The organism is Rhizobium sp. CCGE 510, from assembly GCF_000292525.1.
Lineage (GTDB): Bacteria > Pseudomonadota > Alphaproteobacteria > Rhizobiales > Rhizobiaceae > Rhizobium.
This window is the reverse complement of the sequence record NZ_AEYF01000044.1, coordinates 489714-505290: the sequence shown is the minus strand read 5'-3', so window position 1 is coordinate 505290 and position 15577 is coordinate 489714. Positions and strand designations below refer to the sequence as shown.

Below are 15577 nucleotides of genomic sequence, written 5' to 3'. Positions count from 1 at the left end.
GCGAATCAACCCATCCGCAGTCTTTCAAAAAAGCGGCTCTTTGTCCTGCTAGAGCATGATGCCGAAAAGTGTGAGCGGTTTTCGGGCGACACTATGCTCTGACTCCTTAGTTGAGAACAGATCGCCCTGAAGTGTGCAGCCGTTCCGGGATAACGACATGCACAAAACAACCAACTTTAGTTGGCGGTCGATTCCGCCGACCGGTCGTCGCCGGCGTCGGAGCCGGGCGTGATGTCGCCATCCGCCTTGGCGCGGCGGCGGATTGCATGGCGCTTGCGGGTGATGCGCAGCCGCTTGATGCGGCGCGGATCGGCGTCGAGGATGTGGAATTCGAAGCCCGGCAGCGCCTGGACGACCTCACCCCGCACCGGGATGCGGCCGAGCGCGGAGAAGATCAGGCCGCCCAGCGTATCGACCTCGTCGACCTGCTCGCTGATGTCGAAATCCGGCCCGATCGCCGCGGCGATCTCTTCCAGTTCGACGCGGGCGTCGGCGATGAACACGTCTTCGGCGACCCGCTTGAACATCACCTCTTCGTCGTCATGTTCGTCGTCGATGTCGCCGACCACCATTTCGACGATGTCCTCATGCGAGGCGAGCCCGTCGGTGCCACCATATTCATCGATGACGAGCGCCATCTGCGTGCGGTTCACCTGCATGCGCCGCAACAGGTCGGACGCCAGCATCGATGGCGGCACGAACAGGATCTTGCGAATGATGCCGGCTTCCGTCAGCGTCTTCTGCAAGTCGACGCGGGCGAGATCCAGATTGGTCTTGGCCGCACGTGTGGTCTTCTGGATATTTTCGGGCGCAACCTCGATCGCCGGTAGCGCCGGCAGGCTAACGGCCGGTTTCGTCGCGCCGCGGCGCTTGTTGCGCGCCTGCTTGGCGACATAGGAGAGCAGGTCGCGGATATGCACCATGCCGCGCGGATCGTCGAGCGTATCGGCATAGACGGGCATGCGCGAGCGGCCGGATTCCTCAAACAGGATCATCAGTTCGCCGATGGTGATATTTTGGTCGACCGCCTCGATATCGGCGCGCGGCACCATCACGTCGGCGACGCGCACCTCGCGAAAGCGCAGGATGTTGTGCAGCATTGCCCGTTCGTCGGGCGAAAAGGCGTCGTCGCCATGCGCATCGGTCATCAGCGCGTCGGCAAGATCCTCACGCAGCGAGCCCTGCTGCGGACGGAGAATGCGCGCGGCGCGCGACCAGAAGGATTGGGATCGGCCAGATGGCCGACTACTGCCTGCCTCGTCCGAAGAGGAGGATGGCTCGGAGTCCTTGGCGTCTGCCGCCGGCTTCGTCGTAAAGTCGCTCATGGTTCCATTTTAAGGTCTTGACCCTCGTAGGGATCAGATAGGCCGAGCTGCGCCAAAATGCGAGTCTCCAGCCCCTCCATAGTTTCGGCTTCGGCACTATTCATATGGTCGTAGCCGAGAAGATGCAAGAAACCGTGCACCAGAAGATGGGTCAGGTGGTCGTCGAAACTCTTTTCGAGCTCGTCGGCTTCCCGCTCCACCGTCTCCCGGGCGATAATGATGTCGCCGAGCATCGGACCGGGCATCTTGCCGGGCTGAACCGGAAAGGCCGGAAACGACAGCACATTGGTCGCCTTGTCCTTGCCGCGCCATTCGGCGTTGATGTCCTGGATCGAGGCGTCGTCGGTGAAGACAAGCGAAACCTCGGGGGGCATCGTCGGGAACGGTTGCTTCTCGCTGTCGCGGAGATAGACCACGGCTGCGCCGAGCACGCGTTCGCAAAACGACAGCAGCGTCTCCTCGCCCGGCCAGCCGATGTCCTCGACGCTGATCTGGATGTCGAGGTCGGCCATCAGTCCTGCCGGCTGACTGCTTCGGTTTCGACGGCATAGGTCGAATCATAGGCCCTGACGATGCGCCCGACCAGCGGATGGCGGACGACGTCGGTATCCTTGAAGCGCACGATCGAGATGCCCTCGACGCCGTTCAGCAGCTGCAGCGCCTCGACGAGACCGGATTTGATGCCGCGCGGCAGGTCGATCTGGCTCGGGTCGCCGGTGATGATCATCCGGGCATTTTCGCCGAGACGCGTCAGGAACATCTTCATCTGCATCGATGTCGTGTTCTGCGCTTCGTCGAGGATGATGGCGGCGTTGGCCAGGGTGCGGCCGCGCATGAAGGCGAGCGGCGCGATTTCGATGACGCCGGCGGTGATCGCCCGGTCGACCTTGTCGGCGGGGATCATGTCGTAGAGTGCGTCATAGAGCGGGCGAAGGTAGGGGTCGACCTTTTCCTTCATGTCGCCGGGCAGGAAGCCGAGGCGCTCGCCCGCTTCGACGGCAGGGCGCGACAGAATGATCTTTTCGACGGCACCGCGCTCCAGCAGCTGGGCGGCATGGGCGACGGCGAGATAGGTCTTGCCGGTGCCGGCCGGGCCGACGCCGAAGACCATTTCGGCGCGTTCCAGCGCCCTGATATAGGCGTCCTGCGTCGGCGTGCGGGCGATGATCGTCTTTTTGCGGGTGGAAACCTGTGCCATCGTCAACTTGGCCTTGCGCTCCATCGTGGGAAGGCTGAGCTGATCGTCGGCGGCGACCGCCATGCGGATTGCGCCCTCGACGTCGGATCGTTCCACGCTGCCGCCTTTCTGAAGTTTTTCGTAGAGATAGTCGAGCGTGCGCCGCGCCTGGTTGGTGGTCACGACATCGCCTGATATGACGACCGAATTGCCGCGCGCCCGCGCATCGATGTTGAGCCGTTCCTCGAGCAGCTTGAGGTTCTGGTCGAATTGACCGAAAAGCTCGCTGGCGAAGCGGTTGTTCTCGAACGTCAGGACAAAGTGATTGGAGTCGCTTGGCGTGCGGGGGTGGCGCGGTGAAGAAGAAACCAATTCTTGTCCGTTCAAGCGGTCGGGCTCCTTGGGTTAAACCGCAGCCTCTGCGCGTTCGGCAAACAGGCTGTTGTTTCCGGTTCCGGTGATTCGCACTTTAATAATGTCACCGATTTGCGATGCTTTTGCATCAACATTCACGGATTGAAGCCAGGGAGAACGGCCGATTAGCTGTTCCGGCATGCGACCGGGCTTTTCGAGCAACAGATCGATCTCTTTGCCGATGCAGGATTCGGCAAATTCCTGCTGCTGCTTCACGAGAAGCGCTTGCAGGCGTTCCAGCCGTTCTGCCTTGATCTCTTCCGGCACCTGGTCCTTCAGCTCCGCGCCGGGCGTGCCCGGCCGTGTCGAGTATTTGAACGAGAAGGCCTGTGCATAACGGACCTCCTCCACAAGCCGGAGTGTATCCTCAAAATCGGCGTCTGTCTCCCCCGGAAAGCCGGTAATGAAATCGCCCGACAGCGCGATATCGGGCCGCACCGCACGGATGCGCGCAATCAGCGTCAGATATTCGGCTGCCGTGTGGCGTCGGTTCATCGCTTTGAGGATACGGTCGGAGCCCGATTGCACCGGCAGGTGCAGATAGGGCATCAGCGCCCTGAGGTCGCGATGGGCGTTGATCAGCCGGTCGTCCATGTCGCGCGGATGGCTTGTGGTATAGCGCAGCCGCGCAAGGCCGGGGATCTCGGCAAGGCGGTAGAGCAAATCGCCGAGGCTCCATGCCTCGCCCTGCGGCCCGGCGCCGTGCCAGGCATTGACGTTCTGTCCGAGCAGGGTGATTTCGCGCACCCCGCTGTCGGCGAGCTTTTCGGCTTCCTCGACGATCTGAGAAACCGGCCGCGACACTTCCGAGCCGCGCGTATAGGGCACCACGCAGAAGGTGCAGAACTTGTCGCAGCCCTCCTGCACCGTCAGGAAGGCGGTGACGCCGCGGGCGCGGATCTTGCGGCTCTCGGCGATCGGCAGATGCTTGAACTTGTCCTCGAGCGCATATTCCGTATCGACGACGCGCTGGCCCTCTTTGGCCCGGCGCAGCGCCTCCGGCAGGCGGTGATAGGTCTGCGGGCCGATGACGACGTCGACGGCAGGCGCGCGGCGCAGGATCTCCTCGCCTTCGGCCTGGGCAACGCAGCCGGCAACGCCGATCATCATCTCCCTTCCGTCCGCTGCCTTCCTCTTTTTCATGTCGCGCAGCCGTCCGAGCGCCGAATAGACCTTTTCGGCCGCCTTTTCGCGGATATGGCAGGTGTTGAGCAGGACCAGGTCCGCCTCTTCCATATCTTCCGTCGGTTCGTAACCGTCGCGGGCGAGCGCATCGCTCATGCGCGTCGAATCATAGACGTTCATCTGGCAGCCATAGGTCTTGATGAAGACCTTGCGGCTGTTGCTGCCGTCGGCGACGATCGGCTCCGGGGCTTGGAAAAGGGCGCTGTCCTGTGTCATGGCGCGCTATTTAGTGGTTTTTGCCGTCCGAGAAAATCGAAATCTTGTTTTAGCAGCGAGCTAAGAGATTTCCCGCCCGCGCAGGCAGCTGTTCAACAGGTTGCGGATGCGCAATGCGATCGTACCGCTCACTTCCTTGCGATTGGTGTCGGCGCGGTAATCCACCGCCTCGCCGAAGCAAACCTCGGCGTCGATCGCGCCGCATCGCACGATATCGATCAGATGCGGCAGCAGCTCGATATCCCCCGGCCAGGCGGCGAGCGGCCGGTGATAGCGGCCCATGGCGATACCGTGCACCCTGGTATAGGCAATCGCCACCGGCTGCACCACGACGGTTCCCGTCGGCGAAGCGGGCACGGCCATCGCCGCGGCGCCGAACAGCGAGGATTTGACCTCCAGCAGCCGGTTGCCGTCGGAAGTCGTCCCTTCCGGGAAAAGCACGACGATCTCGCCGTCGGCCATGCGCCCGGCGATCTCGTTGGCCTGGTGACCGGTCCTGCGCTTCTCCTCGCGCACGACGAAGACGCTCTTCTGCAGCTTGGCGAGCGTGCCGAAGATCGGCCAGTCGGCCACCTCGATCTTGGCGATGAAGGCGACGTCGGCAACCGCCGACATCACCATGATATCGAGCCAGGACGAGTGGTTGGAGCAGAGCATCAGTGGCCGGCGCTCTTCCAGCCTGCCGCTGACGCGAACGCGGATACCGAGACAATAGCAGACGATACGGTGCCAGACGCGCGGCAGCCTGCGGCGCAGCCGCCAGTCGAAACTGAGCGCCAGCACCTGCAGCGGCATGAGCACGATGCTGACGGTGAAGATGACGATCGCGGCAAGCGTGATGCGCAGCCAGGCGATCAAATGCTGGTCTCCCGGGCGGCCATTGCTTCAGAGATCTTCCTTCTTCAACGGAACGCCGTAGAGTTCGAGCCGGTGGTCGACCAGCCGGAAGCCATGCTCGCGGGCGATGCGTTCCTGCAGCGCCTCGATCTCCGGCGAGCGGAATTCGATGACCGTGCCGGTCTTCAGGTCGATCAGGTGGTCGTGATGCTCTTCCGGTACCGTTTCGTAGCGTGAGCGGCCGTCGCGGAAATCGTGGCGGGCGATGATGCCGGCATCCTCGAACAGTTTCACGGTCCGATAGACGGTCGAAATCGAGATCTTCGCATCGACCTTCACCGAGCGGCGATAGAGTTCTTCGACGTCGGGATGGTCTTCGGAATCTTCGAGGATGCGCGCGATCACGCGGCGCTGCTCGGTCATGCGCATGCCGCGTTCGGTGCAAAGCTCCTCAAGGGTCTTGGCTACATCAGACATGGCCCGCCTGTAAAATATCCATGTTTCGACAACGCCGCACGGCGCTTGCGCCGGCCTGCATGTCATCTCGCTGCAAGGCAACTACCGAAGAACGCGCTTCATGACAAGCGCCGTGGAGAGGGCGCCGTTGTCCTGCTTGTAGTAACCCTTGCGTTCGCCGACCTTTTCGAAGCCGAGCTTGCGATAGAGGCCAAGGGCTGCGGTATTGCCGTTGTCGACTTCGAGAAACATGCTCTCGCCGCCGCGCGCGCGGGCTTCCCTGATCGCCGCCTGCATCAGCCGCCAGCCGAGCCCGGCACGGGCGACTTTCGCCTGTACGGCGATCGTCAGGATCTCCGCCTCGCCGGCGACATGGCGGGCAAGGATAAAGCCGGGAAGCGGCTTCTTCAGGAAGGCATTGGTCTGGCGCGCGACGAAACCGAACACGGTGTCCTGCATAAGCAGGCCGTGAAATTCACCATCGCCCCAGGGCCGGGCGAAGCGCTCCCCGTGCAACACGGCGACATCGCGGCAATCCTCGCGCTCCATGGCGATGATCTCGAATTCCGGCTTCAGCGTCAGATAGGATTCCAGCATGGTCACACTCGTCGGGCGATCGCATACCCGGCCTGCGGCTTGGCATCGGGTCCGCGCAGATAAAGGGGCTTCGGCTTTCCGGCATCGGGGGAGGCGGCAGCACCGAGGCGCGCCACGACGGAGATCGGGAAACTGTTGGTGTGATCGCCGCCGGCATCGGCCTTCAGCAGCGGCGTCGCCGAACCGGTGATCTCGCCGTCGAAGCCTCTGGCAAAAGCCTGCGCTTGCGCAACGCTCAACGCCCGAGGTGCGTCGAGGGATGAACCGTCGGCTGAAAAGGACTGGAGGTAGATTTCGTCTCGCTTGGCATCCATTGCTGCCAGCACGGCACGATGGGGCGTCTTTTGGCGCTGGGCTGATGCCATGACCTCGAGCGTGGTGACGCCGACGGCAGGCACATTGAGGGAAAGCGCAAAACCGCGGGCTGCGGCAACGCCGACGCGGATACCGGTAAACGAGCCGGGACCGATGGTGACGGCAATGCGGTCGATATGAGAAAGTGCCAGCCCCGCCTGATCGAGCGCGCGATCGACGATATGGATCAGATGCTCAGCATGCCCCTTGCCGATCATGTCCGATGCCTCCCCCAGCATCGTATTCCTGCCGCTGTCGTAAACGGCGGCAGCGCAGTCTACACCTGCCGTGTCGAGCGCCAGAACAATCATGCCATCAATTTCCGAAAAATCTATTGTCGCTTGATCATAAATCCGTCCGGCCGAACGAGAGATGAACGGCCGGACGGATCCAAGCTTTTTAAGCGGCAATCACTTCCTGCACTTCCGGGACGAAATGGCGCAGCAGGTTCTGGACGCCGTGCTTCAGCGTTGCCGTCGAAGACGGGCAGCCGGCGCAGGACCCCTTCATGTTCAGATAGACCTTGCCGTCCTTGAAGCCGCGGAAGGTGATGTCGCCGCCATCTTGGGCAACGGCGGGGCGCACGCGGGTCTCGAGAAGCTCCTTGATGGTCAGCACGATCGATTCATCGCCCTCGTCGAAGAATTCGTCGCCGGCATCGACGTCTTCCGAGAGGATGGAGGCATCGCCCATGACCGGCTTGCCGGACATGAAATGCTCCATGATCGAACCTAAGATAGCCGGCTTAAGATGCTGCCATTCGGCATCGTCCTTGGAGACGGAAATGAAATCATAGCCGAAATAGACGCCGGTGACGCCAGGGATTTCGAACAGGCGGGCAGCGAGCGGCGAAGCCTCCGCCTCCTCGGCACTGCGGAACTCGGCGGTGCCGTTTTCCATCACCACCTTGCCCGGCAGGAACTTCTGCGTGGCGGGATTCGGCGTGGCTTCGGTCTGAATGAACATCGGGGTCTCCATGCGGCTGGCCCATGGCTTCGCCGTCTTTAGAATTCTTCAAAAGAAGATAAGCCCATTGCCAGTTCCATTCAAGAGATCTTTACTCAAGAAATTATCAGCAGAGGGCGTCGATTTCCTCGTTGGTCAGCGTATCCGGCAGCACGGTCACCGGGATCGGAAACGCCGCCGCGCGGCCGGCAACCGACGAAACCAGTGGCCCTGGACCTTCCTTCGCCGAACCGGCAGCCAGAACCAGGATCGCCACATCGCGGTCGTCTTCGATCACGGCGTTGATCTGTTCGGCCGCACTGCCCTCACGGATGACGACCTCAGGCTCGATGCCGATCGTCTCGCGCACGATCTGGGCGATCTTGGCAACGACGGCTTCGGCCTCTTCGCGGGCTTCGGCCCGCATGATCGCCTCGACGCCGAGCCATTGCTGGAAATCCCCGTCGGGGATGACGTAGAGCAGCACCAGCCCGCCATTGGAATTCTTCGCGCGCCGGCCGGCATAATGAACGGCGCGTTGGCATTCGGGTGTACCGTCGATCACCGCCATGAATTTGCGGCGATGACCTTCGAGCCGTGAGAGTCGCTTCGATACCATGGCGCGGACTCTGACACCCGAAGCGGAAAATTTGCAAGCCCAGTTTTTCCGCTTCTCCCCCCGGGAGAAGGTTCCCTTCGCCCCCAAGCGGGGGAAGAAGAGATCACCCTCAATAGAGGAAGCCGATGACGTCGCGCACCTGGCTCATCGTCACTTCGGCGCGTGCCCTGGCGCGTTCGCCGCCCTTGCGCAGGATCGCGTCGATATGGCTGGTATCGTCCATCAGCCGGCGCATCTCGCCGGTGATCGGCGCCATCACATGGATGGCGAGATCGACCAGTGCCGGCTTGAAGATCGAGAACTGCTGGCCGCCGAATTCGGCAAGCACGTCGGCCTTCGACTTGTCGGCAAGTGCGGCATAGATCGCCACCAGATTATCGGCTTCCGGGCGGCCCTGCAGCCCGTCGATCTCGCTCGGCAGGCCGTCCGGATCGGTCTTTGCCTTGCGGATCTTCTTCGAGATTGCGTCCTCGTCATCCATCAGATTGATGCGCGAGAGGTCGGAAGGATCGGATTTCGACATTTTCTTGGTGCCGTCGCGCAACGACATGACGCGCGGCGCCGGCCCGCCGATCAGCGGCTCGACCATCGGGAAATAGGCATGCACCGGCTCGTTGCCGACGGTGATGTCGATGCCATAAACGGTCCTGCTGATGTGCTCGGCATAATCGAGGTTGAACTTCATCGCGATGTCGCGGGCAAGCTCCAGATGCTGCTTCTGATCCTCTCCAACCGGCACGTGGGTGGCGCGGTAGACGAGAATGTCGGCGGCCATCAGGCTCGGATAGGCGTAAAGACCGAGCGATGCCTGCTCGCGGTCCTTGCCGGCCTTGTCCTTGAACTGCGTCATGCGGTTCATCCAGCCGATGCGGGCGACGCAATTGAAGATCCAGGCAAGTTCGGCATGCTGCGGCACGGCCGACTGGTTGAAGACGATATGCTTTTCCGGATCGATGCCGGCGGCGATGAAAGCGGCGGCAATCGAGCGCGTCTGGCTCGGCATGTCCTCATGCACGAGTTGGGCGGTGAGCGCATGCATGTCGACGACGCAGTAGATGCAGTCATTGCCGTCCTGCAGCGCCACGAACCGCCGGATCGCGCCGAGATAATTGCCGAGATGCAGATTGCCGGTCGGCTGCACGCCGGAGAATACGAGTTTCTTGAATTCGCTCATGTCGTCCTCAATAGGCTGGTGGAGGGCCCACAGCTTTAAATGGCTGCATTGCAGCAGGGCTTTTCGCCCATGTTGCTAACGCCGCGGCTTATGCACGGGCAACAGGCCGCAATCAAGAGGTTCAGGCAGCGTGATGCTGGATCAGATCGAAGCTATTGCCGTAGGGATCGGCAAACACCGCAACCGTGCCGTAGACCTCATGCCGCGGCTCTTCGAGAAAGCGTACGCCGGCCGCAAGCATTGCGGCATGGTCGCGGGCGAAATCGTCGGTCTTCAGAAAGAAGCCGACACGGCCGCCCGTCTGGTTGCCGATCGCCGCGCGCTGCGTCGCATCTGCCGCCTGCGCCAGCAGAAACGCGGCGCCGTCTCCAACCCTGGCCCCACCCTTCGGCTTCACCACCACCCAGCGCTTTCCCTCCGGCTGCGTCTCATCCTGAAGGCAGTCGAAACCGAGGCAATCGCAATAGAAAGCCTTGGCGCGGTCGTAGTCGTCGACCACAAGGGTGACGAGGAAAAGCGACTGGATCGTCATGGTCTATCTCCCGATTGAGACGTTTATTCCAAGTTTGATCGGCCATATCTCTGATTTTAAGCCAAAGTGATCAAGCTTCTTACTCACAATTGAGTATAAAATTTCACAGAAAAGCTTTTATTGAACTGAGAATCCTCCACCGCGCGGCATCGGCCCAATGGCCGCCGTGTCAACCGCCCGGAGGGGACCATGCAGAACGCCAGTTTGCTCGCCATGGCAGGCCTTTTCGCCCTACAATCCGCAACCAGCGCCTTCGGTCAAGACAGCAAAAGACCGGTCCTTCATCTTTCCAAGCATGAGGCCCGCCTTGCCTATACAGTCCAGACCGTCAGCGTTCGTGCCGGCTGTTTTCCCGAGCGTCTTCGGGCGGTCCTGTCGCATATTGCCGCAAAAACCGGACGCCGGCCGATGATCACCTCCGGCCTCCGGCCGCATCCCCGCCGTCACGGGTCCCTGCACGGAAAATGCCTGGCGGCCGATATCAGGATGCCCGGCCTCTCCGAGCGCACCATCATCGCAGCCGCCAGAAGCGCGCCGGGCATCGGCGGCATCGGCACCTATTGCAACGGTATCGTCCATGTCGACGTCGGACCGCAGCGGCGATGGGTCGATTGTTAATGCAAGCGCTGCTCGGCCGTGTGCAATGGTTGTCCGGGTTTTGCCCTCAAGGTTGCCCCTCACCCTAACCCTCTCCCCGTAAAAAACGGGGAGAGGGGACGTGCCCGCAAGACGTTTGCGAGGGACGGAGAGGTCGCCGCATATCCCCTTCGCCCCGCGCGCGGGGAGAAGGTGGCGGCAGCCGGATGAGGGGCTTCTCTCAGCAATCTCCCTAGCCTTAACCGTCCTTTGCCGGCGCCGGCTTGCGGTTCAGATTGCGCCGGATCATGCCGAGATTTGCTCCGCCGATCAGGAAGGCGGCTGCGAAATAGACCAGCATGGCGATCGCAATCAGCAGTCCGAGGGTGCCGATCTTGGTCAGAAGCGGCGCGCCGGAAGCCAGCGAAGGCGCAAAGTGCTGCTTGAGGAAGACGATGGCGCCACCCATGACGGCTGCGGCGACGATCAACAGGGCGGTACGTTTTGCCAGCGCCCATTCCCATGTCAGATGGCCGCGGCGCAAAAGCGTGGTGAACAGCAGCACGGTGCTGATCCAGCCGGCGGTGGCTTCGGCAACGGCAATGCCGGGGGCGCCCATATAGGGAAAGAGGGTCAGCGCCGTGGCGCAGTTGGTGGCAACTGCGATCGCCGAAAAGCGCATCGGCGTCTTGGTGTCCTCACGCGCGTAGAAGCCCGGCTGCAGCGCCTTGATCAGCACGAAGGCCGGCAGGCCGATGCCGTAAATCGCCAGGATCGAGCCGACGACGGCGGTGTTTTCCTGATGGAAGGCGCCGCGTTCGTAGAGCACGCGGATAATCTCGTCGGAAAGGATCCACAGCGCGAAGGCGGCGGGGATCGTCAGGAACAGCACGAATTCGATCGAGCGGTTTTGCAGGTTTCCGGCTTCGCGCAGATTGCCGCCCTTCAGCGCCCGGGCAAGTTCCGGCAGCAGCACCACACCGACGGCGACGCCGACGACGCCGAGCGGCAGCTGGTAAATCCGGTCGGCATATTGCAGCGCTGCGATCGCGCCCTCGCGAGAGGAGGCGATCGCCTGGCCGATCAGCTGGTTGATCTGGGTGATGCCGCCGGTCACCGCAGCCGGCACCGCCAGGATCAGCAGCCGCTTGACGTTCGGGGTCATCTTCGGGAAGCGGAAGCCGATGCTCATGCCGGCAGCAAGCACGCCGACATAGACGACGGCGAGCTGCAGGACGCCGGCGGCAAGAACGCCAAAGGAGAGATACCAGGCCGTCGTCAGCGGATCGGCACCGGTATGGAGTGCATAAAACAGGGCCCCGATCATCACCACGTTGAGGAAAACCGGCGCGATTGCGGCGGCGAAGAAATGATGCAGCGAATTCAGCATGCCGCTCATCATCGCCGTCAGCGACATGCACATCAGATACGGAAACATCACCGCCGCCATGCGGATGGTGATCGAGAATTTCTCGGGGTCGTCGGCAAAACCCGGCGCGATGACGAAGCGCACCAGGAGCGGCATGGCAAGCTCCATCACGATGGTGATGAGCAGCAGCACCGAAAACAGGACGCCGAAGACTTCCTCAGAAAAGCGCTTGGCGCCATCCGTGCCGTTCGCCTCGATCTCCTTGGCAAAAAGCGGCACGAAGGCGGCGTTGAAGGCGCCTTCGGCAAACAGCCGGCGGAAGAGGTTCGGAAAACGGAAGGCGGCATAGAAGACGTCGGCCATCGGTCCCGTGCCGAGTGCGGCCGCCATCAGCGTTTCGCGGGCGAAGCCGAAGATGCGGCTGCCGAGGGTGGCGCCGCCGACGGTTGCGAATTTCTTGACGAGGCTCATTCGTGGGGGCTCATGCTTGGTCGCTCATGCGGGGGAATCGGCTTTCTTTTCGGCTGAGGGCAATGTCCGGGCGGTAGCGGCCGGCGCGATGATGCCGGAAGGCATGCGCTCGCGCAGCTCGTCTTCCTCCTCGGCCATGACGGCCTTCATCCGGGCGGTGATGTTGGCGCGCTTGCTGTCGCCGGAGATCTTCTGTCCCACAAGGTCGGTGACGTAGAAAGTGTCGATCACCTTCTCGCCGAAGGTGGTGATGCGGGCCGACTGGATGTCGAGCGACAGATCGGATAGCACGGCGGTGATCTCCGACAGCAGCCCCGGCCGGTCGAGGCATTCGACCTCGATGACCGTGAACTTGTTCGACAGGCTGTTGGTGATGTTGACCGACGGCGGAATGACGAAGGCCTTGTTCTTCTTGCGGTGGCGCGCGCGCGTGGCGATCACCTCGGGCAGCCGCTTGCGGCCGGACAGCACGTCCTCGATCATCCGTCCGATTGTCGCGGCACGGCGCAGCTCGTCGGCATCGTCGGTAAATTCGCGGCTGACATGGATGGTGTCGAGTGCCCGCCCGTCCGATGTCGTGAAGATCTGCGCGTCGACGATGTTGGCGCCGGCCGCGGCACACGCTCCGGCGATGACGGCGAGCAGGCGCGGATGGTCCGGCGACAGTACGGTGATCTCGGTGATCGCGTGGAAACTGTCGGTGCGCACCGTCGTGGCGAGCGCCTGGCCGGATTTGTCGGCCTGGCGGATGAAATGGGCGTGGCGGATCTGGTCTTCCAGCGGCACGGAGAGCAGATAGGGCTGATAGTGCAGCTTGGTATAGGTGTTGCGGTCCTTCTGGCTCCAGTCGGCGAGTGCCGAATGCAGCGCCTCGGCAGCGGCATTGGCGCGCTCCTTGCGGGAGACCTCCGAAAAACCGCCGGCGAGCAGCAGCTCGGTTTCGTAGTAGAGGGTGCGCAGCAACTGGCCCTTCCAACCGTTCCAGACGCCCGGACCGACGGCGCGGATGTCGCAGATCGTCAGGATCAGCAGCATCTTCAGCCGGTCGAGCGACTGGACGCGGTCGGCAAAATCGGTGATCGTCTTGCGGTCGGTGAGGTCGCGGGTCTGGGCCACCATCGACATCGTCAGATGTTCCTCGATCAGCCAGACGACGATTTCCGTCTGCTTCTGCGACAGGCCGAAGCGGATGCAAAGCTTGCGGGCGACGCGGGCGCCGGCGATCGAATGATCCTCCTGGCGGCCCTTGGCGATGTCGTGAAGCAGCACGGCGAGATAAAGCGCCTCGCGATCCTCGATGCCTGAGAACAGCTTGTTGGCGAGCGGATGCAGATCCTCGGAGCGTCCCTGGTCGATCTCGGCGAGAACGTCGACGGTGCGGATCAGATGTTCGTCGACCGTATAGTGGTGATACATGTTGAACTGCATCATCGCGACGATCTTGCCGAATTCGGGAATGAAGCGGCCGAGCACGCCGGCCTCGTTCATCCGCCGCAGGATGAGCGCTGGATCGCGCTTCGAGGTCAGGATCGACATGAACAGGCGGTTCGCCTCGTCGTTTTCCCGCAGATTGTTATCGATCAGCGCCAGCGAACGGGTGACGCGTTTCAGCGCATCCGGGTGGAATTCCAGCCCGTTGATGTCGGCGACGTGGAACAGCCGGAGGATGCTGACCGGATCGCGCTTGAACACCTCGGCGTCGGCAAGCGCGATGCGGCCGCGGTCCTCGACGAATTCGACGCTGCCGGCGATCTTGCGATTGCGATGAGTGAAGCGGCTGATGACGCCGGTGAGGCCGGGGATCGACTTCGCCTGCTGGTCTTCGAGCGCGGCGCAGAGGATGCGGGTGAGATCGCCGACATCCTTGGCGACGAGGAAATAGTGCTTCATGAAGCGCTCGACCGCCGAAAGGCCCGGGCGGGTGTGATAGCCGAAGGCTTCGGCGATCTCCCGCTGGATGTCGAAGGACAGCCGCTCCTCGGCCTTGCCGGTCAGAAAGTGCATATGGCAGCGCACCGCCCAGAGAAAATCGTCGGCTTTCTCAAGCAGGCGATATTCGTGCTTCGACAGCACGCCGAGCTTGACCAGTTCCGCCTGGTCGCGCACGTGATAATAATATTTCGAGATCCAGAACAGCGTGTGCAGGTCGCGAAGCCCGCCCTTGCCTTCCTTGACGTTCGGTTCGACGAGATAGCGCGTATCACCCGCCTTGCGGTGGCGCTCGTCGCGCTCGGCAAGCTTGGCAGCGATGAATTCCGGGCCGGTGCCGGTGACGATTTCCTTGTCGAAGCGGGTCTCGAGCTCGGTTTCCAGCCGCTGCAGGCCGCAAATATAGCGCATCTCCAGGATGGCGGTGCGGATCGTCATGTCCGACTTGGAAAGCGCGATGCATTCCTCCACCGTGCGGGTGGCGTGGCCGACCTTGAAGCCCATGTCCCAGAGCACGTAGAGCATGAATTCAACCGCCTTGTGCGTCTCCTCAGCCGGCCTCGGCGGGAAGAGGAAAAGCAGGTCGATATCCGAGCCCGGCGCCAGCGTGTCGCGGCCATAGCCGCCGACGGCGGTGACCGCGAACTTGTCCTTCTGCTGCGGAAAGATATGGGCGGTGGCGAAATTGTAGAGGACGGTGATGATCTGGTCCTGCAGCCAGGAAATCCGGTAGGCGCAATTCAGGCCGCCGCCATCGGCCATCAGTGCGGCCCGCGCCTTCTGCCGGCCTTCGGCGCTTGCCTTTTTCAGGGCCGCCAGAAGATCGGCGCGCAGCACGTCGGGCCGGTTGCGGTTGGCCTCGGCAACGGCGTCGCACTGCTTCTGCAAGAGTTCGACGTCGAGGATATGGGAAAAATCGAGGTCGCGCATCGCTGCCGCCGGGGCGGTTTCCTGTTCATGCCGGACGGCCTGATCCTGGCTCGCCTCGTGTTTCGTCTGCATGCGCTATAATCCCTTTGCCCCGCGATTGACACGGGCCTTCATACTGCATGAACCTTTAAATTTGGCGAAATGGTGTTGGTAAGCCCGCACGACGGCTTTCCCGAAAAGCTCAAAGGGCGGCCCGCGCATTCAGCAAATGCAGCACCTGCCGTGTCTCTCTCATGATCTCCTCAAGCGACTGCCGGTCGCATTCGCGATAGCCTGCCTTGGCGATCGACGTGCCGAGCTCCGAGATCATAGCGCAGCAGCGGGTAATTTTCAGCATGCCGATCGGCGACGTCCAGCCGCGCGCGTTGCGGTCGGCATCGGCGCGCCGCATCGTATCGAGCATCGAGCAGATGAGCGAGAGGCGCTCCGTTTCGCGAACCAGCTTTTCCATGAACATCGCGTACCGCTGCC

Annotated in this window: 16 protein-coding genes; 1 reads left to right on the top strand and 15 read right to left on the bottom strand. The window is 62.3% G+C overall.

Annotation, left to right across the window (positions count from 1 at the left end; all coding sequences use genetic code 11):
- Nucleotides 1–176 precede the first annotated feature (176 nt).
- The 12 genes from RCCGE510_RS22520 to RCCGE510_RS22465 all read right to left on the bottom strand — a co-directional run bounded on the left by RCCGE510_RS22520 (nucleotide 177) and on the right by RCCGE510_RS22465 (nucleotide 9831).
- Nucleotides 177–1325 carry a hemolysin family protein gene (locus tag RCCGE510_RS22520; protein WP_007633783.1) on the bottom strand — a complete coding sequence of 383 codons (1149 nt, stop codon included), beginning with the start codon at nucleotides 1323–1325 and terminating at the stop codon, nucleotides 177–179.
- Nucleotides 1322–1837 carry an rRNA maturation RNase YbeY gene (gene ybeY / locus RCCGE510_RS22515; RefSeq protein ID WP_007633782.1) on the bottom strand — a complete coding sequence of 172 codons (516 nt, stop codon included), beginning with the start codon at nucleotides 1835–1837 and terminating at the stop codon, nucleotides 1322–1324. Before ybeY ends, RCCGE510_RS22520 begins: the two co-directional genes overlap by 4 nt.
- Nucleotides 1837–2889: a PhoH family protein gene (locus RCCGE510_RS22510; RefSeq protein ID WP_007633781.1), complete on the bottom strand. Its 1053-nt coding sequence runs from the start codon at nucleotides 2887–2889 to the stop codon at nucleotides 1837–1839. Before RCCGE510_RS22510 ends, ybeY begins: the two co-directional genes overlap by 1 nt.
- Before the next feature lie 18 nt (nucleotides 2890–2907).
- Nucleotides 2908–4317: a tRNA (N6-isopentenyl adenosine(37)-C2)-methylthiotransferase MiaB gene (gene miaB / locus RCCGE510_RS22505; RefSeq protein WP_007633778.1), complete on the bottom strand. Its 1410-nt coding sequence runs from the start codon at nucleotides 4315–4317 to the stop codon at nucleotides 2908–2910.
- 60 nt (nucleotides 4318–4377) lie between these two features.
- Nucleotides 4378–5175: a 1-acyl-sn-glycerol-3-phosphate acyltransferase gene (locus RCCGE510_RS22500; RefSeq protein ID WP_007633776.1), complete on the bottom strand. Its 798-nt coding sequence runs from the start codon at nucleotides 5173–5175 to the stop codon at nucleotides 4378–4380.
- Nucleotides 5176–5202: 27 nt separating this feature from the next.
- On the bottom strand, nucleotides 5203–5631 hold the full coding sequence (locus RCCGE510_RS22495; protein ID WP_007633774.1) for a Fur family transcriptional regulator: 429 nt from the start codon (nucleotides 5629–5631) through the stop codon (nucleotides 5203–5205).
- 81 nt (nucleotides 5632–5712) lie between these two features.
- Complete coding sequence (locus RCCGE510_RS22490) at nucleotides 5713–6207, bottom strand: N-acetyltransferase (protein ID WP_007633772.1); 495 nt, start codon at nucleotides 6205–6207, stop codon at nucleotides 5713–5715.
- Nucleotides 6208–6209: 2 nt separating this feature from the next.
- Nucleotides 6210–6872, bottom strand: a complete 663-nt coding sequence (gene tsaB, locus RCCGE510_RS22485; RefSeq protein WP_007633770.1) for a tRNA (adenosine(37)-N6)-threonylcarbamoyltransferase complex dimerization subunit type 1 TsaB — start codon at nucleotides 6870–6872, stop codon at nucleotides 6210–6212.
- Between the two features lie 88 nt (nucleotides 6873–6960).
- Complete coding sequence (locus RCCGE510_RS22480) at nucleotides 6961–7527, bottom strand: NifU family protein (protein WP_003588987.1); 567 nt, start codon at nucleotides 7525–7527, stop codon at nucleotides 6961–6963.
- 106 nt (nucleotides 7528–7633) lie between these two features.
- Nucleotides 7634–8125 (bottom strand): universal stress protein, encoded by a 492-nt coding sequence (locus tag RCCGE510_RS22475; RefSeq protein WP_007633769.1) that lies wholly within the window; start codon nucleotides 8123–8125, stop codon nucleotides 7634–7636.
- Between the two features lie 109 nt (nucleotides 8126–8234).
- A complete protein-coding gene (gene trpS, locus RCCGE510_RS22470; protein ID WP_007633768.1) occupies nucleotides 8235–9299 on the bottom strand; it encodes a tryptophan--tRNA ligase in 1065 nt (354 codons plus the stop codon).
- 121 nt (nucleotides 9300–9420) lie between these two features.
- On the bottom strand, nucleotides 9421–9831 hold the full coding sequence (locus RCCGE510_RS22465) for a VOC family protein (RefSeq protein WP_007633767.1): 411 nt from the start codon (nucleotides 9829–9831) through the stop codon (nucleotides 9421–9423).
- Between the two features lie 189 nt (nucleotides 9832–10020).
- Here RCCGE510_RS22465 and RCCGE510_RS22460 point away from each other — a divergent pair, with 189 nt between their 5' ends.
- On the top strand, nucleotides 10021–10449 hold the full coding sequence (locus RCCGE510_RS22460) for a D-Ala-D-Ala carboxypeptidase family metallohydrolase (protein WP_007633766.1): 429 nt from the start codon (nucleotides 10021–10023) through the stop codon (nucleotides 10447–10449).
- Nucleotides 10450–10666: 217 nt separating this feature from the next.
- Here the strand turns inward: RCCGE510_RS22460 and murJ are convergent, their stop codons facing one another.
- From murJ to RCCGE510_RS22445, 3 genes are all read right to left on the bottom strand, one after another.
- Nucleotides 10667–12247: a murein biosynthesis integral membrane protein MurJ gene (gene murJ, locus RCCGE510_RS22455; RefSeq protein WP_007633764.1), complete on the bottom strand. Its 1581-nt coding sequence runs from the start codon at nucleotides 12245–12247 to the stop codon at nucleotides 10667–10669.
- 24 nt (nucleotides 12248–12271) lie between these two features.
- Entirely contained in the window at nucleotides 12272–15178 is a 2907-nt protein-coding gene (locus tag RCCGE510_RS22450; RefSeq protein WP_007633763.1) for a [protein-PII] uridylyltransferase, read from the bottom strand.
- Nucleotides 15179–15287: 109 nt separating this feature from the next.
- A complete protein-coding gene (locus RCCGE510_RS22445; protein ID WP_007633762.1) occupies nucleotides 15288–15563 on the bottom strand; it encodes a hypothetical protein in 276 nt (91 codons plus the stop codon).
- Nucleotides 15564–15577: the final 14 nt, after the last annotated feature.